This is a genomic window from Luteibacter sp. 22Crub2.1 (assembly GCF_900167995.1).
Classification (GTDB): domain Bacteria; phylum Pseudomonadota; class Gammaproteobacteria; order Xanthomonadales; family Rhodanobacteraceae; genus Luteibacter; species Luteibacter mycovicinus.
Map to the genome: position 1 here is coordinate 108387 of NZ_FUYT01000003.1, position 20026 is coordinate 128412.

19 protein-coding genes are annotated in these 20026 nt (G+C 66.2%); 10 read left to right on the top strand and 9 right to left on the bottom strand.

The window, feature by feature from the left end; genetic code table 11:
- Positions 1–53: 53 nt before the first annotated feature.
- On the top strand, positions 54–1418 hold the full coding sequence (locus tag B5X73_RS03660) for a GGDEF domain-containing protein (RefSeq protein WP_079520614.1): 1365 nt from the start codon (positions 54–56) through the stop codon (positions 1416–1418).
- Between the two features lie 4 nt (positions 1419–1422).
- On the opposite strand, the gene B5X73_RS03665 is transcribed toward B5X73_RS03660, so the two are convergent.
- The 4 genes from B5X73_RS03665 to B5X73_RS03680 all read right to left on the bottom strand — a co-directional run bounded on the left by B5X73_RS03665 (position 1423) and on the right by B5X73_RS03680 (position 4489).
- Complete coding sequence (locus B5X73_RS03665; protein WP_079520615.1) at positions 1423–2121, bottom strand: VIT1/CCC1 transporter family protein; 699 nt, start codon at positions 2119–2121, stop codon at positions 1423–1425.
- On the bottom strand, positions 2099–2713 hold the full coding sequence (locus B5X73_RS03670) for an FUSC family protein (protein WP_079520616.1): 615 nt from the start codon (positions 2711–2713) through the stop codon (positions 2099–2101). The genes B5X73_RS03665 and B5X73_RS03670 overlap by 23 nt, the downstream gene beginning before the upstream one ends.
- A 70-nt stretch (positions 2714–2783) precedes the next feature.
- The gene (locus tag B5X73_RS03675) at positions 2784–3545 is read right to left on the bottom strand and encodes an ABC transporter permease (RefSeq protein WP_043692011.1); all 762 of its coding nucleotides are present in this window, start codon (positions 3543–3545) and stop codon (positions 2784–2786) included.
- Positions 3542–4489 (bottom strand): ABC transporter ATP-binding protein, encoded by a 948-nt coding sequence (locus tag B5X73_RS03680; RefSeq protein WP_079520617.1) that lies wholly within the window; start codon positions 4487–4489, stop codon positions 3542–3544. Before B5X73_RS03680 ends, B5X73_RS03675 begins: the two co-directional genes overlap by 4 nt.
- A 124-nt stretch (positions 4490–4613) precedes the next feature.
- Here B5X73_RS03680 and B5X73_RS03685 point away from each other — a divergent pair, with 124 nt between their 5' ends.
- From B5X73_RS03685 to B5X73_RS03705, 5 genes are all read left to right on the top strand, one after another.
- Positions 4614–5108, top strand: coding sequence for a DUF1993 domain-containing protein (locus B5X73_RS03685; RefSeq protein WP_079520618.1), 495 nt, complete (start codon positions 4614–4616; stop codon positions 5106–5108).
- Positions 5105–5689 carry a DNA-3-methyladenine glycosylase I gene (locus B5X73_RS03690; protein WP_079520619.1) on the top strand — a complete coding sequence of 195 codons (585 nt, stop codon included), beginning with the start codon at positions 5105–5107 and terminating at the stop codon, positions 5687–5689. Before B5X73_RS03685 ends, B5X73_RS03690 begins: the two co-directional genes overlap by 4 nt.
- Positions 5690–5779: 90 nt before the next feature.
- The gene (locus B5X73_RS03695; RefSeq protein ID WP_036116289.1) at positions 5780–6061 is read left to right on the top strand and encodes a DUF2188 domain-containing protein; all 282 of its coding nucleotides are present in this window, start codon (positions 5780–5782) and stop codon (positions 6059–6061) included.
- A 67-nt stretch (positions 6062–6128) separates the two neighbouring features.
- Positions 6129–8225 carry an ATP-dependent DNA helicase DinG gene (gene dinG / locus B5X73_RS03700; protein ID WP_079520620.1) on the top strand — a complete coding sequence of 699 codons (2097 nt, stop codon included), beginning with the start codon at positions 6129–6131 and terminating at the stop codon, positions 8223–8225.
- Complete coding sequence (locus B5X73_RS03705; RefSeq protein WP_079520621.1) at positions 8222–8758, top strand: HutD/Ves family protein; 537 nt, start codon at positions 8222–8224, stop codon at positions 8756–8758. The genes dinG and B5X73_RS03705 overlap by 4 nt, the downstream gene beginning before the upstream one ends.
- Before the next feature lie 14 nt (positions 8759–8772).
- Here B5X73_RS03705 and B5X73_RS03710 read toward each other — a convergent pair whose 3' ends face one another.
- The gene (locus B5X73_RS03710) at positions 8773–9150 is read right to left on the bottom strand and encodes a hypothetical protein (protein ID WP_043692006.1); all 378 of its coding nucleotides are present in this window, start codon (positions 9148–9150) and stop codon (positions 8773–8775) included.
- A gap of 168 nt (positions 9151–9318) precedes the next feature.
- On the opposite strand from B5X73_RS03710, the gene B5X73_RS03715 reads away from it, so the two are divergent.
- The 3 genes from B5X73_RS03715 to B5X73_RS03725 are packed head-to-tail and all read left to right on the top strand — an operon-like array spanning position 9319 to position 10534.
- Positions 9319–9822, top strand: a complete 504-nt coding sequence (locus B5X73_RS03715) for a lipocalin family protein (protein WP_254857225.1) — start codon at positions 9319–9321, stop codon at positions 9820–9822.
- 5 nt (positions 9823–9827) lie between these two features.
- A complete protein-coding gene (locus B5X73_RS03720; protein ID WP_079520623.1) occupies positions 9828–10226 on the top strand; it encodes a YchJ family protein in 399 nt (132 codons plus the stop codon).
- Positions 10223–10534: a WYL domain-containing protein gene (locus tag B5X73_RS03725; RefSeq protein WP_079520624.1), complete on the top strand. Its 312-nt coding sequence runs from the start codon at positions 10223–10225 to the stop codon at positions 10532–10534. The genes B5X73_RS03720 and B5X73_RS03725 overlap by 4 nt, the downstream gene beginning before the upstream one ends.
- A gap of 97 nt (positions 10535–10631) precedes the next feature.
- On the opposite strand, the gene B5X73_RS03730 is transcribed toward B5X73_RS03725, so the two are convergent.
- The 4 genes from B5X73_RS03730 to gltB form a co-directional block, all read right to left on the bottom strand.
- Complete coding sequence (locus tag B5X73_RS03730; RefSeq protein ID WP_079520625.1) at positions 10632–11426, bottom strand: SDR family NAD(P)-dependent oxidoreductase; 795 nt, start codon at positions 11424–11426, stop codon at positions 10632–10634.
- 202 nt (positions 11427–11628) lie between these two features.
- Positions 11629–12480, bottom strand: a complete 852-nt coding sequence (locus B5X73_RS03735) for an NRDE family protein (protein WP_079520626.1) — start codon at positions 12478–12480, stop codon at positions 11629–11631.
- Between the two features lie 156 nt (positions 12481–12636).
- Entirely contained in the window at positions 12637–14073 is a 1437-nt protein-coding gene (locus B5X73_RS03740) for a glutamate synthase subunit beta (RefSeq protein ID WP_079520627.1), read from the bottom strand.
- Complete coding sequence (gltB, locus tag B5X73_RS03745) at positions 14070–18539, bottom strand: glutamate synthase large subunit (RefSeq protein ID WP_079520628.1); 4470 nt, start codon at positions 18537–18539, stop codon at positions 14070–14072. The genes B5X73_RS03740 and gltB overlap by 4 nt, the downstream gene beginning before the upstream one ends.
- Before the next feature lie 290 nt (positions 18540–18829).
- Here gltB and B5X73_RS03750 point away from each other — a divergent pair, with 290 nt between their 5' ends.
- Positions 18830–20020, top strand: a complete 1191-nt coding sequence (locus B5X73_RS03750; RefSeq protein WP_036116306.1) for a murein hydrolase activator EnvC family protein — start codon at positions 18830–18832, stop codon at positions 20018–20020.
- The last annotated feature ends 6 nt before the right edge of the window (positions 20021–20026 follow it).

Here is a 20026-nt window from a genome sequence, read left to right on the forward strand (position 1 = left end):
AATCCCCGTCGTATCATGGGCGGAATTTCGACCTATCACGCGACGGCTGGGGCGTGCGTTTGGACAACCAGTTGTGGGAAAGCAAATATCACGAGGCGGTCGACCGGCTGACCCGTGAGGAAACCCAGTGGAAGACCGCCGAGTCCCTGCTGCGCCAGCTGGTTGGCTGCCTTGGCCGTGCCGCGCACGGCTCGAACGACCAGCTCGATCCGCACATCGAGCAACTGTCCTCGGCCTTGCACGGCCCCGTGGACGCCATGCTGCTCGAGCCACTGGTCAACGACCTGAGCCAGGCGCTGGACAGGCTGGGCGAGCGCCCGCAGAACGCCGTCGAAGAACGCTCCATCCCGATCACCCGCCCCCAGCGCACCGAGCACGGATCGTCCGTGCAGTCGGCGCTGAGCCGGCTGGTCGATCGTATCGTCGTCCTGCCGAAGCTGGCTGACCGCGCCAACGACCTCCGTCACGATGTCGCGGACGCCGGCGACCTGGTCGCCCTGGCGGCGTGCGGTGACCGCCTCGCGGATCTGGTCAACGAGCAGCGGATCGGCCTTCAGCGGGAAATCGACGCGCTTCAGGCGGTGCTTCGCCATGTCACCAGCCGTCTCGACGAGATGAGCCAGTACATGTCGCGCGAGCTCGCCGACCAGTCGACGGGCGAGGCCAATGGTCAGGCGCTGGACGCCTCGGTAAGTCACGAGATGCGCCTGCTGGACGAAGCCGCCCTGGAACTGGACGACATTCACGACCTGCGCGAGCGCGTCGGGGAAAGCATCGAAAAGATTGCCGCGTGTTTCCGCGAGTTCCGCGATCGCGAAGGCAGCCGTCTTACGGCGTACCGTGACCGTGCCGAAAAGATGCGCCTGCGCATCGAACAGCTCGAAACCGAACGCAACGCCCTGCAGCGTTCGCTCGAACGCGAGCACGAGCTGGCCCAGACCGACACGATGATCGGCATGCCCAACCGCCTCGCTTACGAAAAGCGGATCGAGGTGGCGTTCGAGGCATGGAAGACGGCGTCGCGCCCGCTGTGCGTCGCGGCGATCGACATCGACCACTTCAAGAGCATCAACGACACCTACGGCCACACCGCCGGCGACGCCGTGCTGCGCATCATCGGCCAGGCCCTGGTGAAGCATGTGCGCCCGTGCGACTTCGTCGCCCGTTACGGTGGCGAGGAGTTCATCGTGGTGTTCGATGGCGCCGACGAGCACGAAGCGCTGCAGGTCTGCGAGCGCCTGCGCGGGAAGATCCAGCATCTGGCCTTCCACGCCAGCCGGCAGCCGGTGCGGGTCACCGCCTCCATCGGCCTGACACAGTTCCAGGCGGGCGATACCCCCCAGACGGTGTTCGATCGCGCCGATCTTGCGCTCTACACCGCCAAGAACGGCGGACGGAACCGCTGCGTCATCGGCTAGCCCGCTACGTCGCCACGCCGAAGATACGCCCGACCGTCGAGGACAGCACCATCGCGGCGGTGCCCCAGAACACGATGCGCACCATGCCGCGAAGCATGCCGGCGCCTGCCAGCCGTGCCGACATCGCCCCGAGCGCCGCGAGAGCGATCAACGAGACGACGATGATCGCGGGTGTCATTGCCACGCGTGGCACCAGCGCGGCAGCCACGATGGGCAGAATCGCGCCGACGGCAAAGCTGGCCGCCGACGCCGCGGCAGCCTGCAATGGCCGCGCAGCCGTCGCATCCGACATGCCGAGCTCGTCGCGCAGATGCGCACCCAACGCGTCGTGCGCCATCAGCTGATCGGCGACCTCACTGGCAAGCTTGCGGTCCAGACCGCGATGCACGTAGATCTCGGTCAGCTCGCGATGCTCGCCCACCGGATCTTCGGCCAGTTCGATCGATTCGAGCTGACGCTCGGCGTGCTCACTGTCGGCCTGCGAACGCACGGAGACATACTCACCCGCCGCCATCGACATCGCGCCGGCGACCAGCCCGGCGACACCGGCCAGCAGGACCTGGTTGCCGCCGGTCGCGGCGGATGCGACGCCGACCAGCAGGCTCGCGGTGGAAAGGATGCCGTCGTTGGCCCCGAGCACGGCGGCGCGGAGCCAGCCGATGCGGTCCAGGCGGTGATGCTCATGGTGTCGTATGCGATGCATCGTCTTCTTCCTTCTTCTTGTTCTCGTCAGCGCGCTCTTCCGCGAACGCCACGAGCCAGCCGATGCCCAGGGCGCACGCCGTACCCAGTAGGACTTCACCCAGTCGATAGAGCGCGGTTTCCCACAGCGGACCATCGCTGGGCACGAGGAGCAGGATGGCGGCCGTGATGCCACCCACGCGTGCCGCGGCACCCGCATTGGCGGTCCAGCAGGCGATAGTGACGACGCCCAGCCCGACGGCGAAGGACAGCAGGTCGCCACCGCCGCCGACCCAGAGGCCGAGCAGCCCGGCCACGCCACCGAAGGCGGTCCCGAGGATACGGTCGCGACCGGCGCCACGCGTATCGCCGAAATGCGGCTGAATGACCGCGATGGCGCTGATCGCGGCCCAGAAGGCCTGACCCGTGTGCAGCGCATGGCCGATGCCGTAAGCCACGCTGGCGGCAAGAACCGTCTTCAGCGCCATGAACGCGCCGGTGCGCACCCGTCCGCCCAGCGGCATGGTGCGGAACATGCGGTCCAGCATCGACTGCGCGCGACGCAGCCGGGTCGTCCGGCGCTCGGTCTCGGTTCGGGAGTCGGTCTCGCTCATGCCACCATCGTAACCGCAGGGTGTGTGGAGAAATCGCGCGCAGGGCGCGCTCCTACATGAGCGGGGGACTTCAGGACTTCAGTTTCCAGCCGGTACGGAAGATCCACCAGACCACGGCGAGGCAGACGACCAGAAAGCCCACCGTCGCTCCCACGCTCACCAGCACATTGACGTCGGCCTGGCCGTAGAAGCTCCAGCGAAACCCGTTGACCAGATAGACCACCGGGTTGAACAAGGTGATCTTCTGCCACATCGGCGGCAACATCGAGATGGAATAGAAGCTGCCGCCGAGGAAGGTCAGCGGCGTGATCACCATCAACGGGACCACCTGCAGTTTCTGAAAATCGTCCGCCCACAGACCAATGATGAAACCGAACAGGCTGAAGGTCACCGCGGTCAGCAGCAGGAAGCCGATCATCCACACGGGGTGCTGGATCTCGTAAGGCACGAACAGCCGCGCGGTCACGAGGATCAGCAGCCCGAGAATCACCGACTTGGTGGCCGCCGCACCGACGTAGCCGATGACGACTTCGACATAAGACACCGGCGCCGAAAGCAGTTCGTAGATCGTGCCCGCCCATTTCGGCATATAGATACCGAACGATGCATTGGAGACGCTCTCGTTGAGCAACGACAGCATGATCAGGCCGGGGATGATGAAAGCGCCATAGCTGACGCCTCCAATGGCGCCCATGCGCGAGCCGATGGCCGCGCCGAAGACGACGAAGTAGAGCGACGTGGACAGCACCGGTGAGGCGATGCTCTGGGTGAGCGTGCGGAACGTGCGGGCCATTTCGAAGCGGTAGATGGCACGGATCGCGTGGATATTCATACGCCACCCCTCACCAGGCTTACGAAAATGTCTTCGAGCGAACTCTCGCTCGAATGAAGATCCTTGAAATCGATGCCCATCTCGTTGAGCTTGCGCAGCAGCACGGCGATACCGGTATCGTCGCCCTGCGTATCGAACGTGTACGTCAGGGACTGGCCATCCGCGCTCAGTTCCAGCGGCCACTCGTTCAAGCCTTCGGGGATGGCGGTCAACGGGCTCTGCAGGGACAGCGTCAGCTGCTTCTTGCCCAGCTTGCGCATCAGGGTGTGCTTCTCTTCCACGATGACGATTTCACCGCGATTGATGACGCCGATGCGGTCGGCCATCTCCTGCGCTTCTTCGATGTAATGCGTGGTGAGGATGATGGTGACACCCGACTCGCGCAGGCGACGGACCATCTGCCACATGTCGTGGCGCAGTTCGACGTCGACACCGGCCGTGGGCTCGTCGAGGAACAACACGCGAGGCTCGTGCGCCAGCGCCTTGGCGATCAGCACGCGGCGCTTCATGCCGCCGGACAGCGCCATGATTTTCGAGTCGCGTTTTTCCCACAACGACAGATCGCGCAGGATGCGTTCCAGATGCACGGGGTTGGGCGCCTTGCCGAACAGGCCGCGGCTGAATTTCACCGTGGCCCAGACGGTTTCAAAGGCATCCGTGGACAGCTCCTGCGGCACCAGCCCGATCAGGCCGCGCGCGGCGCGGAAGTCCTTGCGGATGTCATGACCGTCGACGGTCACGCTGCCGCCGGTGCCGTTGACGATGCCGCAGACGATGCTGATCAGGGTGGTCTTGCCGGCGCCGTTCGGGCCGAGCAACGCGAAGATCTCGCCCCGTTTGATGTCGAGGTCCACGCCGTTCAGTGCGCGCAGCCCGCTTTTGTATTCTTTGGTCAATCCGCGGATCGCGACGATGGCGTCGGGCGCGGCGGTGGTGGCATCCATGAGGACCCGCGATGTCGATGGGTAAGACGGCCGATGGTAGACCCATGCGGAGCATGGGGCGAGACCTTGTGGATCGGCGCGGCGGCCCCAGATCGAACGCGATTGCCCACCCAAAGGCCCTGCCATGTCCATCTCGCTCTACGACGCCACGGTTCCCGTCTTCGTCCGCGGCTTCCGCGTCCTGTCCGACCTGCTCACCAAGGCGGAGGCCCAGGCCGACGCTTCCGTCCTGATCGATGCCCGTCTCGCGCCGGACATGCTCAGCCTCGCGGGCCAGATCCAGCGCGCCAGCGATACCGCCAAGTTCGCCGTGGCCCGCGTGGGTGAGGTGCAGCCGCCGTCGTTCGAGGACAACGAAACCTCCTTCGCCGACCTGCGCAAGCGCATCGATGCGACCGTCGCCTGGATCGAATCCGTGGACCGTGCCGCCATCGACGCGGGCGAATCGCGCACGATCACGCGCAAGTTCAAGGATAAGGAATACAACTTCTCGGCGCAGGAGTACCTGCTGACCTTCGGCATCCCCAACTTCTTCTTCCACGTGACCACCGCGTACGACATCCTCCGCCATAACGGCGTCGCCGTCGGCAAGCTGGATTACCTCGGCTTTGCCGGATGAGTGACGGCCTCTGCCGTTGCGCCTGGGGTGAAACCGACGACCTGCTGCGCGGCTATCACGACCGCGAATGGGGCGTGCCCGAGCGCGACGGCCGGCGGCTATGGGAGAAGCTGGTTCTGGACGGTTTCCAGGCGGGGCTGTCGTGGCGAACCATCCTGGCGCGTCGCGACGGCTTCCGGCGGGCGTTCGAAGGATTCGATCCGGACGTCGTCGCGGCCTACGGTCCACGCGATATCGAGCGGCTGTTGGCCGATCCGGGAGTCATCCGCTCGCGGTCCAAGATAGGCGCCGCCATCGGCAACGCGAAGGCCTACGTGGCCATGCGGGAAGCTGGCGAGGATTTCGCCGGTTTCTGCTGGAACTTCGTGGGGGGTGACCCCATGCTTTGGGAAGGGCCGGTGCCACCGAACAGTCCGCTGTCGGAGCAGGCATCCAAAGCCCTGAAGAAACGCGGTTTTACCTTCGTCGGACCGACCATCGTGTTCGCCTGGATGGAAGCCACCGGGATGATCAACAGCCACGCCCCGGACTGCTTCAGGCGCGCCGAGCTATCGCGTAAGCCCTTACCGGACAAGGGTTAACGCCTTTTTTAGCCGGGAAGGCGTAGGTTCGACTCAACGCCGCCACGCGGCGTTTTCCGTCTGGTCCACCCAACCGTCTGTGAGGGTCCCATGGCTTCGAGTTCCGCCCAGCTGTTCATTCCGCACTGCGAATCGACACAGGGACCGTGGATCGTCCGCCGTGCCTCGTCACCGCTTGGCCGCTACGCCAGCCAGGCCATGGCCATCGCCGCCGCGGAGGCACTCGCGCCGGGCCTCTCCGACAGCCTCGGCCTCCCCGTGGAAATCCACGTTCAGCAAGCCGATGGCACGTGGGAAGAACACACCTACGTGGTCGCCGGGCTGGTGGCCGGCCTCCCTGCGTCGCCCGCCGGGATCAACCGTCACGCCTGAGCGTCATGGGGTGAGACGTCGATGAGGTAACCTTGACCGGTTGCCTCTTCCTCTTTTGCGCCCATCGATGCTCACCGACGACACCAAAGCCGCCATCCGCGCTGCCTACACGCGGCTGAAGGACGGGCTTGCGGGTTTCCGCGGCCGTTCGGCGCAGCTGAAGATGATCGCCGAGGTCGCCAAGGCGCTGGCCGAACCGGCGGGCGCCGCCGTGATCGAGGCGCCGACCGGCACGGGTAAGTCCATGGCTTACCTCATCGCTGGCCTGGAAGTCGCCCGGGCCCAGAAGAAGAAGCTGGTCATCGCGACGGCCACCGTGGCGCTGCAGGAGCAGCTGGTTCAGCGCGACATTCCCCAATACCTCAGCTTGTGCGGCGTCGAGGCCAAGATTGCGCTGGCCAAGGGCCGTGGCCGTTACCTGTGCCCGCGCAATCTGCGCATGGCCGGTGCCGAACCCGCCGCCCAGACCGGTTTCGATTTCGACGCCGATCTCGCCTTGTGGTCACGGCCACCGGCGGAGCGCGACACCAAGGCGGTCGAGAAGCTCGGCAAGGCCTTCGAGTCGCGCGAGTGGAGCGGCGACATCGACACCAGCCCGGAGCCTCTGTCCGATCTGGTCCGCGGCATGATCACGACCAGCGCCGGCGGTTGCACGGGACGCAAATGCGGCGCCTTCGCGGTGTGCCCGTTCTTCGTCGCCCGCCGCGCCATCGGCGAGGCCGACATCGTGGTCGCCAACCAGGATCTGGTGCTGGCCGACCTGACCATGCCGCGCGACGAAGACACCTTCGGCGGCGTCATCCTGCCGAAGCCGGAAGACACCCTCTACATCTTCGACGAGGCGCACCACGTGCCTGCCAAGGCCATCGACCGTGGCGCGGCCGACGTGCACCTCGCCACGGCCGTGCGTCGCATCGGTCGTCTGCAGAACCAGATTCACGGCGCCTATTCGCTCACCGACAAGGAGAGCATCGGCAACCTCACGCTGGAAGCCGGCGACGAGAAGATGGTGGCCATGTCCAACGCACTCGAAGAAATCGAGCGCGAGATCCGCATGACGTGGACGCCGTCGTCCAACGAAACCGAGCCCGTCTTCCGCGCGTCGCTGGGCCAGCTTCCGGAAAACTGGAAGATGCATGCCGAGCATCTGCACCTGATCACGCGGGACATCCAGCGCTGGCTGCGCACCGTGCGCCGCACCGTCGTCGAGATGGAAGCGGGCGGCCCCACGCAGGAAGCGCTGTCGCGCGAGCTGGGCATCGCGCTCGAACGCCTCGAGCGCCAGGTGAAGACCTGGTATGCCTGGTCGACCGAGGATCGCGAGAACGGTCCGCCGCTGGCGCGCTGGGTCACGATGACGCCGGAGCAGCAGCTGGTCTGTCATGCATCCGCGGTTTCCGCGGGTGGCCTGTTGCGTAACGTGCTGTGGGACAACGCGTCGGCGGTGGTCATGACCTCGGCGACGTTGAGCGCGGGCGGAAATTTCCGGGGGTTTGCGGACTCCGTCGGACTGCCCAATGAGGCCGTCACGCTGAGCCTTCCATCGCCATTCGATCTCGAGAATCAGGCGACGTTGAGTGTGCCGAGCATGCGCACCTTGCCGGACGACCGCGAAGGCCACGCTCGGGAAATCTCCGAGTGGCTGGCGAAAAACCTGGACTGGGACGCGGGCAACCTCGTGCTGTTCACCTCGCGAGCCAAGCTCGACCGTGTGCTGCAGACCCTGCCGATCGAGTTCGTGCGCAAGGTGCGCGCGCAGGGTTCGTTGTCCAAGCAGCAGCTCATTACCGAACATCGCGAAGACATCGAAGCCGGCAAGGGCAGCACGCTGTTCGGCCTCGCCTCGTTCGGCGAGGGCCTCGATCTGCCCGGCAAGCTGTGCGAGACCGTGGTCGTGACGCAGCTTCCGTTTGCCGTGCCGACCGATCCGGTAGGCGCGACCTATGCGGAGTGGCTGGAGTCGCGCGGACGCAATCCGTTTATCGAGGTGAGCGTGCCGGACGCGACGCGTATTCTCACGCAGTACTGCGGCCGGCTGATTCGTACCGAAACGGATACGGGGCGCATCGTGCTGCTCGACCGTCGCGTGATCACCAAGCGCTACGGCACCGGCATGTTGCGCGCGCTGCCGCCATTCGCACGCGATATCGAGCGCGTGGCATGAGCATCGTCCGCTTCGACGCATTGAAAGCCGTGCCGTGGAAGAACGGCCTCGGCATCACGCGTGAGATCGTGGTCGAGCCGCCGGGCGCGACGATGGATGATTTTCTGTGGCGTGTGAGCATCGCCGACGTGGATACGGCCTCGCCGTTCTCGGTGTTCGCAGGCATCGATCGCACGATCGTTCTCCTCGAAGGCGATGGATTCACGATGACCCTCGACTGTGAGCGTCAGCATGCGTTGACGACGGCCTGCGAGCCGTTTGCGTTTGCGGGTGAGGCACGGGTGGACGTGCGGCTTGCCGGCGGCGCGACGCGTGATTTCAATCTCATGGTGCGGCGCGGCCAAGCCTCGGGACGGATCGATGTCGTGCGCGGGCCCGTTACGATGGACGGCTCGAACATCGCGTTGCTGCATGTCGCGCGCGGCGAGGCAACCATCGACGGCGAAGCCTGCGCTCAGGGCGACACCGCTATCGCTCCGCGGTCGGTGACGCTGCGCGATAACGCGACCGCCCTTCTGATCCGAATCGCCTGACCCGACCGGTTCGATCAGGCGACGTGGTCGACCGCCGGATCTTCCGGCGCCTGGGGCTCTTCCCGCTTCCACAGGTCGACGGACGTGAGCTGAAAGGCCACCGGAGGCACGGCGGCCTGCCAGTCCCCGATGCCGGGGAACGCCTTCCCGAGGTCGCGGACCAGTTCGGTGAATCCCCGGTCGTTCTCGGACACGGCCAGTGGCGAAACGCCTTCCGCGTGGAAATACAGGAAAACCGTTTCGAACGAGCCGTCGTCGCGATTGCCCGCCTCGACGCGCGTCACCTGCTCCAGTGCCAGTTCCGTGGCGTGGAAACGCGCCGGGCAATGCACGATGACCTGCGCCTCGCGGTCCAGGTGCACCGTGCCGCGCGCGCCGAATCGGTCGCGCAAGCGCCGGAGCAGGGGCCTTCGGGCAGGGGGTGATCGGTGATCCATGGCGCGACGTTACCCAGCGTCGATCGCAAATTCAAACGGGGTTCACCCCCGATACGCATCGTAGGGGGTCGCCCCAACGGAATCTCCGCCATGCGCTCTGCCCTCACGGCCCTTCTCCTGTCCATGGCCTCGACCGGTGCCCTCGCAAGCACGCCGGTCACGGCCGTCTCCGATCTCGACCTGCAGCGCTATGCCGGAACGTGGCACGAGATCGCCCGCCTGCCCATGTGGTTCCAACGGAAGTGCGAGAAGGACGTTACCGCGCATTACACCCCGAACCCCGACGGCACGGTCGCCGTGCGCAACTCCTGCGTCACGGCGGAGGGGAAGACCATCGCCAGCGACGGCGTGGCCCGTCGTCCGGAACCTTACGCACGGGGCAAACTGCAGGTGCGCTTCGCGCCAGCCTGGCTGTCGTGGGTGCCCCTGGTCTGGGCGGATTACTGGGTGATCGCGCTGGACGATGATTATCGCTGGGCGATGGTGGGGCAGCCGGGGCGCAAGTACCTGTGGATTCTGTCCCGGGAGCCTACGCTGGACCGGAAAACGTTCGAGGCCCTGAAGGCGCAGGCGGTGGCGATGGGCTACGATCTCGCGCCTCTGATCATGTCCGGAAAGGTCGAGTAACCCGAATGAGCAGCGCAAGCCCCGCTACCTGCCCCTGCGGGCTCGATACGCCCTACGTCGCATGCTGCGGCCGATGGCATGGCGGTGTGCCCGCGCCTACGGCCGAAGCGCTGATGCGCTCGCGCTATACGGCTTACGTCTTCGGACTCGAGGACTACCTGCTCGCGACCTGGCATGTATCGACGCGTCCTGCGGCACTTGGACTCGCGAGCCAGTCTCCCAGGCCCACGTGGCTGGGTCTGACTGTGAAGCGGCACGAGAATCCCTCGCCCGATACGGCGATCGTCGCCTTCGTCGCACGCCTGCGCATGGGCGGTGGCAGTGCGGAACGGATGCACGAGACGAGCCGTTTCGTACGCGAAGACGGGCACTGGTTTTACGTGGACGGCGATCTGGGCGCATGACGTCCGATTCCGGCGCGATCGTTTGTCGTGCCATTCGTGAGCGGCGCTTGCTCGTGGTCGGATACGGCGGTGCGCAGCGTGTCGTGCAGCCCCATGTGTATGGCGACGACCATTCCGGTGACCGGCTGCTCAGCGCTTATCAGGTCAGCGGCGGCAGCGCTTCCGGTGCATCGCAGGGGTGGAAGACGCTCCGGATGGACCGGGTGGAATCGATCGCTTTATCCGACGAGCGGTTTCACGGTGCGCGGTCGGATTTTCAGCGCGATGATGGGGCGTTTCTGAGAATCGTCTGTCAGCTGACCGACTGAGGCGGCGTGTTCTCACCAGTGGGCTGGCTCCGACCAGGTGCCGGTTTCGGTGGGAGCCAACCCTGTCGGCGATGGGCTGCGACAGCAGCCCGCCCGATCAGATGATGGACCGCGTCACGCCACCATCGACACGAATCGCAGCACCGGTCGTACCCGACGCCTGCTCGGACGCGAGGTAAACCGACGCGTTGGCGACTTCCTCAACGCTCAGCAGGCGCTTGATCAGCGACGTCGGACGATGCGTCTGGATGAAGTCCTTCTCGACCGCCTCCATCGTCGTCCCCTGATCCTTCGCGATCTTACCGAAGAACTCGCTCACACCTTCGGACAAGGTCGGACCCGGGAGGATCGCGTTGACGGTGACGCCCGTGCCCGAGAGCACTTCAGCCAGACCACGCGACACGCCGAGCTGCGCCGTCTTGGTCACGCCGTAATGGACCATCTCAGCCGGTACCTGGACGCCCGACTCACTGGAGATGAACTGCACGCGACCCCAGCCGCGCTCGGCCATCCCCCTGGCGTAGTGACGCGACAGACGCACGCCGGAGTTCACGTTCACTTCGAAGAAGCGGCTCCACTCGGCGTCGTCGATGGCGAAGAAGTCCTTCGGCTCGAAGATGCCGAGGTTGTTCACCAGGATGTCGGTCTCGGGGACGGCCTTGATCAGGGCGGCGGCATCTTCGGCCGTGCCGAGGTCGGCGGCTACGCCCGTGACGGTCGCATTCGGCGCGGCCTTCTTTACGGCGGCGATCGCTTCGTCGACGCGACCCTGGGTGCGGCCGGTGATGACAACGCTGGCGCCGGCGACGGCGAGGCCGGTCGCGATGGCCAGGCCGATGCCCGCGGTGGAACCGGTGACGATGGCGCTGCGCTTGCTGAGGTCGATGTTCATGGGGCGGCTCCGGATGGATGAGGGGTAGACCTCCATCATCGTCGGGGCGGTGTGGGACGGGATCAATCGCTGACCGGAGGAAAGACTTTCGCGCTGGGGCCAAGAAAGGGGCGTGATGGGGTGCCCGCTGGCGCGGGAATCGCCAGCAGGGCTGGCTCCTACAGGGGCATCGCAAGACTCGGCGTTTGGACCGGCGTCCGGGTTAAACGGCCGGATCGGCGGTGAGGCGGGTTTCGCCCTGGGGGACGCCGTTGGGGCCGAAGCGGCGTTCGGCGATCGTGGTGCGGCCGTCGTGATCGACCAGGATGACCGTGCTGGCACGGGTGCCGTAGGTTTCGCCGACGATGAAGGCGCTGGAGAGAAAGCGCTCCCGTTCGATACCGATGCCGGTGTCGGGGAGCACGTCATCGGGCCAGCGACCCTGATCGGAGAGCATGGCGAAGAGCGACTCCAGTGTGCCTTCCGCAGTCGCAGTGGCGCCAACGACCTTGGCTGCACGGCGGGTGTTGGCTTCAGCGTTTGCGTTGGGCGCGAGGTCGTGGCCAGCGCCATGGTTCAGCCAATCGGAAAGGCGACCCACAAGTGCACGTGTCTTCGGCCAGGGCGCATTGAAGTCCGCGTTACTCAGACCGTGCACGCCGCCTTCGACCGGCTGCGCGCGGGCAACGGGATGATTGCCCAGGTAATACGCGTCGTCGCGATCGAAGGTCAGCAGATTGAAGGGCCGGTAGTCCCGCGCGCTGGCCATGAGTTCGATCGCGTGCGTCCGCGCCGGCAACGTGGAGCCGAGGTAGTCCGCGACCAGCAGGCCACGGGAGAGGCCGCTGTGGTCGGCGGTCATGTCCCGGACGTTGGTGATGACGCTGACCCTGCCATCGGGAGCGACGCCGGCCCAGGTTCCCCCGGCTTCGAGATCACGACCGGCGAGGATCTGCGGTGCCTCATCCCACGCGGCGAGCGGCGCGGTGGGACGGGCGTGAAATTCATCGCGGTTGGCGACGAGCACGAGGCGCCAGCGCGGATGGGCGCGCCAGGCGAAGGCGATCAGGCACATGAGGGGGTCGGAGCCTGGGGAAGCATTGCGGCTATTGTGCGCCCTCGAGCCGTCCTGTGGACACCGGCCTGGCGGGAGCCGACGCCCCGCTGGGAGCAACCGGGCTGGCTCCCGCCAGAACACGGTGGCACCGGTTCACCGGTGCCACCGGCACGCTTACGCCGCGACGGTGACCTCGGCTTTCTTCGCGGCGAGCATGCGTGCGATGGAGGCGGCGGCTTCGCGACCGTCGTAGACGGCACGCACCACAAGATCCGCACCGCGCACGTTGTCGCCGCCGGCGAAGACGCGCGGGTTGCTGGTCTGCAGCGGCAGGCGGCCTTCGCCACCGGCCACGATGCGACCGCTGCGATCGCGCTCGATGCCGAACGTGTCGCACCAGTCGGGCGGACTCGCCTGAAAGCCGAAGGCCTGGATGACGACGTCGGCGCGCAGATCGGTTTCGCTGCCCGGTACGTTCTGCGGACGCGGACGGCCGTCGTCGCCTTCGACCAGCTGGGTCTCGACGACACGAACGGCTTTCACACGGCCATCTTCACCGACCAGGGCCGTCGGCTGACGCTGAAACAGGAAGCGGACGCCCTCTTCGCGGGAGTAACCGACTTCGCGACGCGAGCCCGGCATGCTGGGCTCGTCGCGACGATAGACGCAGGTGACCGACGCGGCACCGAGACGAATCGCCGTGCGGTTGCAGTCCATGCCGGTGTCACCGCCGCCGAGCACGACGACGTGCTTGCCGGCGAGATCGTATTCGGCGGCCGGCTCTTCTTCGCGCAAGAGACGGTCGGTGTTGGCGATGAGGAACGGGAGCGCGTCGTGCACACCCACCAGATCGCGACCGTCGAGCCGGCCGTCGACATAGGTGTATGCGCCGGTACCGACAAACACGGCGTCGTAATCCGCCAGCAACTCGTCGAACGCGATGTCGCGACCGATCTCGATGCCGAGGCGGAAGGTCACGCCCATGCCTTCGAGCACCATGCGGCGCGTGCGCACGACGGACTTGTCGAGCTTGAACGGCGGAATGCCGAAGGTCAGCAGACCACCGATCTCCTGATACTTGTCGAACACATCGGCGGCGATACCCGCGCGACGCAGGCGATCCGCGCAGGCCAGACCAGCGGGACCCGCGCCGACGATGGCGACGCGCGCACCGGTTTCCTTCACACGCGACAGATCGGGGCGCCAGCCCTGACGAATCGCTTCGTCCGTCGCCCAGCGTTCGACGCTGCCGATGGTGACGGCACCGAAGTCACCCTGCTCGAGGGTGCATGCACCTTCGCAGAGACGATCCTGCGGACAGACGCGACCGCAGATCTCCGGCAAGGGGTTGGTCTCGTGCATCAGCGTCGCCGCTTCGAACAGCCGGCCATCCTGGACCAGCTTCAGCCAGTTCGGGATGTAGTTGTGCACCGGGCAGGCGTGCTCGCAATACGGGTTACCGCAGTCGATACAACGCTCCGACTGCGACGCGGCTTCCGACGACGCGAAGTCGCCGGAAATCTCGCCGTAGCCGAGCACGCGCACCGCCACCGGCACCGTGCGCGGCGTCTGGCGGGGGATTTCGAGAAAGCGGAAGTCCTTCGAACTCATGCCGCGCTCCGCAGTTCTTCGGCCAGCGCGTCGAGACTCGCGGCCTTGGGTTTCACCAGCCAGAAGCGCTGCAGCAGGCCACGGAAATCGCCGAGTACCTTGCGACCCCAGGCGGAGTCGGTGAGTTCGGCGTGGCGGGCGATCAGCTGGCGCAGATGCTGCATGTAATGTTCCATGCCTTCGTGAGAGATGCGCACGATGTCGACGAGTTCGTGGTTGTAGCAATCGACGAAATTGCGCTCCATGTCCAGCACGTAGGCGAAACCGCCGGTCATGCCGGCGCCGAAGTTCAGTCCGGTGCGTCCCAGCACGGCGACGACGCCACCGGTCATGTACTCGCAGCAATGGTCGCCCGCGCCTTCGACGACGGCCAATGCGCCGGAATTGCGCACCGCGAAGCGTTCGCCGGCCTGACCCGCGGCGAACAGTTCGCCACCGGTCGCGCCGTACAGACAGGTATTGCCGATGATCGAGGCGTCCTGGCTGGCGAACGGCGAATCGGCCGGCGGACGAATGACCAGACGGCCACCTGCCATCCCCTTACCGACGCCGTCGTTGGCCTCGCCGATCAGATCGATGTTGACGCCGGCGGCGTTCCACGCACCGAGACTCTGCCCTGCCGCGCCGAGCAGATGCAGGTTCACCGGTTTGCCGGCCATGCCCATATCGCCCCAGCGACGGGCGACGTCACCGGACAGCCGCGCACCGATGGCGCGATCCGTGTTGGCGATCGGGTAGGTAAACGTGCCGCCCAGGCCATCCTTCACCGCTTCTCGCGTTTCCGCCGCGATGCGACTGGCGAGCGCCGCGGGGTCGCGCATCGGGTTACGCGCGAAGGTGCAGGCGAAGTCGACCTTCTCACCCATGCCGTCTTCGCTGATGAGCGGCGACAGATCGAGGCGTTCCTGCACCGGCGTCACGCCGTCACGCTGCTCGAGGCGACCGCTCTGGCCGATGAGTTCGGCGATGGAGCGGACACCCAGTTGCGCGAGATGCTGGCGCACGTCCTCCGCGATGAAGCGGAAGTAGTTCATCACCATGTCGGGCAGCCCGAGGAAGTGCTTCTGCCGCAGGATCGGGTGCTGCGTGGCGACGCCCGTCGCGCAATTGTTCAGATGGCAGATACGCAGGTACTTGCAGCCGAGCGCGACCATCGGACCGGTGCCGAAGCCGAAGCTTTCGGCGCCAAGCATCGCCGCCTTGATGACATCGAGACCGGTCTTCAGACCACCGTCGGTCTGCAGGCGCACGCGACCGCGCAGGTCGTTGAGGCGAAGCGTCTGCTGCGTCTCCGCCAGACCCAGCTCCCACGGGGTACCCGCGTACTTGATCGAGGTGAGCGGACTGGCACCGGTACCGCCGTCGTGGCCGGAAACCGTGATCAGATCCGCGCCCGCCTTGACCACACCGGCGGCCACAGTGCCGACGCCCGCGTGCGAGACGAGCTTCACCGAGATCAGCGCCTGCGGATTCACTTCCTTGAGGTCGTGGATCAGCTGGGCGAGGTCTTCGATGGAATAGATGTCGTGATGGGGCGGCGGCGAGATCAGACCGATACCCGGCTTCGCGTAACGAAGACGAGCGATGGTCGCGTCGACCTTGTGACCCGGCAGCTGACCGCCCTCACCCGGCTTGGCGCCTTGGGCGATCTTGATCTGCAGCACTTCGGCGTTGACCAGATACGTCGGTGTGACGCCGAAACGACCCGAGGCCACCTGCTTGATCTTGGACGCACGGTCGGTGCCGTAGCGCGCGGGATCTTCACCGCCCTCACCCGAGTTGCTGCGGGCGCCGAGTCGGTTCATCGCGATAGCGAGCGCCTCGTGCGCTTCGGGCGACAGCGCACCGAGCGACATGCCGGCGGAGTCGAAACGCTTGAGGATGTCCTCGACCGGTTCGACGTCGTCCAGCGGAATGGGCGTGGTCGCGCGTGGCACGAGCAGATCGCGCAGTGCGGACGGCGGACGCGTGTCGACGTAACGCGCGTATTTGGCGTAGTCGGCGTAGTCGCCCGTACGTACCGCCACCTGGAGGCTGGCGATGACGTCCGGGTTGTACATGTGGAACTCGCCACCGTGCACGTACTTGAACAGGCCACCGGCACGCAGCGCGTGCGCTTCGTCCCAGGCTTCGGCAGCGAGCAGACGCTGCTCCTGCTCGAGGTCGGCGAAGGTGGACCCGCCGATACGCGACGGCGTGCCCGGGAAACAGGCGGCGACGACTTCCGGCGCCAGACCGACGATCTCGAACAGCTGCGCACCGCGATAACCCGCCACCGTGGAGATACCCATCTTCGACAGGATCTTCAGCAGGCCCTTGCGGATGCCGCGACGGTAGTTGCGGCCGATCTCGCGCGGAGCGCCTTCGCCGTTGCGGATGTGCCCGCTGCGGCCCATGTCGAACAGACTCTGGTAGGCCAGCCACGGGTAGATCGCGGTGGCGCCGAAACCGAGCAGACACGCGAAGTGATGCGGATCGCGCGGCGTCGCCGTCTCGACCATGATGTTGCACTGACAGCGCAGGCCCTTGTCGACCAGACGCGCATGCACGGCACCGGTGGCCAGCAGCGAATGAATCGGCAACAGATCGCGGCGCGGATAGCGGTCGCTGAGGAACACGATACGCACGCCCGCGCGCACGGCTTTCTCGACGTCGTCGCAGATACGCAGGAGCGCCTGCTCGAGCGTTTCGTCCGCGCCGTACATGAGGTCGAAACGTGGCGTGTCCGCATAGTCCTCATTCGCCAGGATCTGACGCAGCTTGCGCTGCGAAAGGATCGGCGAGTTGAGCAGGATCTGCTTCGCGTTCTCCGGGCCGAGATCGAAGATGTTGCGTTCCTGGCCTATCTGGGTAACCAGCGACATCACCAGGCGCTCGCGCAGCGGATCGATCGGCGGATTCGTCACCTGGGCGAAGCCCTGGCGGAAGCGATCGAACAGCGGACGGATCTGTCGCGACAGCACGGCCATCGGCGTGTCGTCACCCATCGAGCCCGTGGCTTCCGCCTCGGTTTCGGCCAGCACCTTCAGCACCGACTCGCACTCTTCGCGCGACAGGCCGTAGAGCTTCTGGTAGCGGCGCAGTTCGTCGGCGGGCAGCGGTTCCGCCGCCAGGCTCGGATCGATCAGGTCGGACTCGAGATAGGTCACGCCGTCGCGCAGCCAGTCACGGAACGGTGCCCGCTGGCGGTTGATCGCGTCGATGTCGGCGTCACGCAGCAGACGGTGCTCGCGAAAGTCCACGGCGATCATCTCGCCGGGCGCAAGACGACCCTTGGCGACTATACGCGACGACGGGACGTCCCACAGACCGGCCTCGGACGCCACGATCAGATGATTGTCGTCGGACAACGCCCAGCGCGCGGGACGCAGGCCGTTACGGTCCAGGGTGCAGGCGGCGTAACGGCCGTCGCACATCACCAAACCGGCGGGGCCATCCCACGGCTCGCTATGCAGCGCGTAATACTCGTAGAACGCGGCGAGATCTTCGTCGATGTCTTCGCGCGCGGCGTAAGCCGGCGGCACGAGCACGCGCATGGCGGTGAGCAGATCCATGCCGCCCATGAGCAGCACTTCGAGCGCGTTGTCGAGACTTTCCGAATCCGAGCCGCTCTGGCGCACCAGCGGACCGATGTCGGAGAGATCGACGAGCTCGGAACGCATGACGGCCGTGCGGGCCTGCATCCAGCGACGGTTGGCACGAATGGTGTTGATCTCGCCGTTGTGCGCGAGCAGGCGGAACGGCTGGGCGAGGCGCCACTGCGGCGACGTGTTGGTCGAGAAACGCTGGTGGAAGACCACCGCGTCGGCGACCAGCGCCGGGTGCGCGAGGTCCGGATAGACCTGACGAAGACGACCGGGGGCCGCCATCGCCTTGTAGCCCACGACCTCGCCCGAGAGCGAGACCACATAGAACTGCTTGTCGTCGACCAGCTGCAGCTCGGTGCGGCGACGCGCACGGAACAGTGCGGCTTCGAATTTCGCCGGCGAAAGGTCGCCCGGCGCGTCGACGAAGATCTGTCGCACGCGTGGCATCGAAGACGACGCCAGCGGACCGCAGGCATCCGTGTCGACAGCGACGTCGCGCCAGCCGGCGACGGAAAGATTCACGGCGGCCAGCTCGGCCTCGAGCACACGAGCGCCGGTGTCGTCGCCGTTCGGGTCGAGGAAGACCACGCCTGCGGCAAAGTGGGTGGCGAGCGTTACGCCCGCTTCGCCGGCGAGCGCGCGCAGCCATTCGACAGGACGGCGAATGAGCACACCGCAGCCGTCGCCGCTTATACCGTCGGCGTTGACGCCACCACGGTGGGAAAGTTTCGCGAGCGCGTCGAATGCGGTGTCGACCAGCTTCGCGCTGGCGTGACCGTCGATCTGCGCGACGATACCGAAGCCGCAGCTGTCGTGTTCGAACGCCTCGTCATAGAGGCGCGGAATGCCTTGCTTCACCATCCGCCTCCTGGTGGCCATTGGTTTTGCTGGGGTGACGCAGACGTGGCCCCGCGACCTGGAACGGCCGACTCTTCACGTATACGCAGGAAACTAGCGGCCCACTTTAGTCACATTTGTCGCGGCGCGTCAAAGCGTTCGGACGTCCAAACGGAAAGCCAACGGAAATCTTACGGAAGGGAACGAAAGACCAGTCGGGGAAAATGAGGCATGGGGCGGGTTGCGGGGCATACCAGGCCGTACGGCGAGGCGACCCCGAATCGCCGGCAGGGCTGACTCCTACCGGGCCCGGATAGGTAATAATCGACCCTATGCGCCCAACTTTCCGTCTGCCACTCGCCCTGACCCTCGCCATCGCCACGCTTACGCCCCTCCTGCCCGCCCACGCGGCGCAGGATGGCAAGACGCGGTCCCAGCAGGACGAGGCACGGCAAAAGCTCGAAGGTGTCCGCAAGGACATCGACAACCTGACGAAAGAGCAGCGCGAGACCGCCAACGCCCGTGACAGCGCCAACGCCGCGCTGGCGAAACAGGCCGAGCAGGTATCCGCCGCCGCTAGGGCGGTGCGCGAGACGGATGGCGACCTCCAGCAGCGCCAGCACGACCTGGAGCAGCTGAACGCGCAGCGGGCACAGATGGAAGCGGGCCTCTCGAAGCAGAAGGACGCCCTCGGCGACCTGCTCCGCGCGACTTATACGCTCGGACGCGGCTCGGATCTGCAGCTCCTGCTCGGCGACGAAGACGTCAACCGGATCTCGCGCGCCCTGGCCTACTCGAAATATTTTCAGGACAACCGGGTCGAGAAGATCCGCGGCCTGCTTGCGGATCTTTCCCGCCTGCAGGAGGTCGAAGCCGCCATCACCGCTGAACAGCAGAAGCTCGAGGCGACGCGGGCGGAGCGCGAGTCGCGCGCCGCGGAACTGGAAAAGCAGCGCGCCAGCCAGGCGAAACTGGTGGCCGAGGCGGACTCGAAATACAAGGACCAGGCCCAGCGTATGGCCGCGCTGAAACAGAACGAGCAGGACATGAACTCACTGGTCGGCCGCCTGCAGAAGGTGATCGACGACGCGGCGAAGGCCGAGGCGGCCCGGGCGGCCGTCGAGGCGGCGCCTGCGCCCAAGGGCACGCCCGCAGCGGCACCGGTGGGCAACATGCGCGGCAACCTGCCCTGGCCGGCCAACGGTCCGGTGCACGCGTTCGGCAGCGGCGTCATCATCGTCGCGCCGCGCGGCAGCGAGGTGAAAGCGGTCGCGCGCGGCCGCGTGGTCTTCGCCAACTTCCTGCGTGGCTACGGCATGATGATCATCGTGAACCACGGCAACGGATTCATGAGCATGTACGGCAATAATGAGACGCTGCTGCACGGCGTGGGCGACACGGTGGAGGCCGGCCAGGCGGTCGGCACCGCCGCCGCACCCGCCGGCGACAACGGCGCGTACTTCGAGCTGCGCCAGGGTGGCAAACCCATCGACGCGCGTGGCTGGTTGAGCAAGAAGCATTGACCCCGG

Bases quoted from the DNA above. Each gene is read 5' to 3' on its own strand.
- B5X73_RS03725 (WP_079520624.1), top strand. From the start codon at position 10,223: ATGACGTCCGATTCCGGCGCGATCGTTTGTCGTGCCATTCGTGAGCGG.
- B5X73_RS03685 (WP_079520618.1), top strand. From the start codon at position 4,614: ATGTCCATCTCGCTCTACGACGCCACGGTTCCCGTCTTCGTCCGCGGC.
- B5X73_RS03680 (WP_079520617.1), bottom strand. From the start codon at position 4,489: ATGGATGCCACCACCGCCGCGCCCGACGCCATCGTCGCGATCCGCGGA.
- B5X73_RS03750 (WP_036116306.1), top strand. From the start codon at position 18,830: ATGCGCCCAACTTTCCGTCTGCCACTCGCCCTGACCCTCGCCATCGCC.
- B5X73_RS03670 (WP_079520616.1), bottom strand. From the start codon at position 2,713: ATGAGCGAGACCGACTCCCGAACCGAGACCGAGCGCCGGACGACCCGG.
- B5X73_RS03715 (WP_254857225.1), top strand. From the start codon at position 9,319: ATGGCCTCGACCGGTGCCCTCGCAAGCACGCCGGTCACGGCCGTCTCC.
- B5X73_RS03690 (WP_079520619.1), top strand. From the start codon at position 5,105: ATGAGTGACGGCCTCTGCCGTTGCGCCTGGGGTGAAACCGACGACCTG.
- B5X73_RS03675 (WP_043692011.1), bottom strand. From the start codon at position 3,545: ATGAATATCCACGCGATCCGTGCCATCTACCGCTTCGAAATGGCCCGC.
- gltB (WP_079520628.1), bottom strand. From the start codon at position 18,539: ATGGCCACCAGGAGGCGGATGGTGAAGCAAGGCATTCCGCGCCTCTAT.
- B5X73_RS03705 (WP_079520621.1), top strand. From the start codon at position 8,222: ATGAGCATCGTCCGCTTCGACGCATTGAAAGCCGTGCCGTGGAAGAAC.
- B5X73_RS03665 (WP_079520615.1), bottom strand. From the start codon at position 2,121: ATGCATCGCATACGACACCATGAGCATCACCGCCTGGACCGCATCGGC.
- B5X73_RS03695 (WP_036116289.1), top strand. From the start codon at position 5,780: ATGGCTTCGAGTTCCGCCCAGCTGTTCATTCCGCACTGCGAATCGACA.
- B5X73_RS03735 (WP_079520626.1), bottom strand. From the start codon at position 12,480: ATGTGCCTGATCGCCTTCGCCTGGCGCGCCCATCCGCGCTGGCGCCTC.
- B5X73_RS03730 (WP_079520625.1), bottom strand. From the start codon at position 11,426: ATGAACATCGACCTCAGCAAGCGCAGCGCCATCGTCACCGGTTCCACC.
- B5X73_RS03720 (WP_079520623.1), top strand. From the start codon at position 9,828: ATGAGCAGCGCAAGCCCCGCTACCTGCCCCTGCGGGCTCGATACGCCC.
- dinG (WP_079520620.1), top strand. From the start codon at position 6,129: ATGCTCACCGACGACACCAAAGCCGCCATCCGCGCTGCCTACACGCGG.
- B5X73_RS03740 (WP_079520627.1), bottom strand. From the start codon at position 14,073: ATGAGTTCGAAGGACTTCCGCTTTCTCGAAATCCCCCGCCAGACGCCG.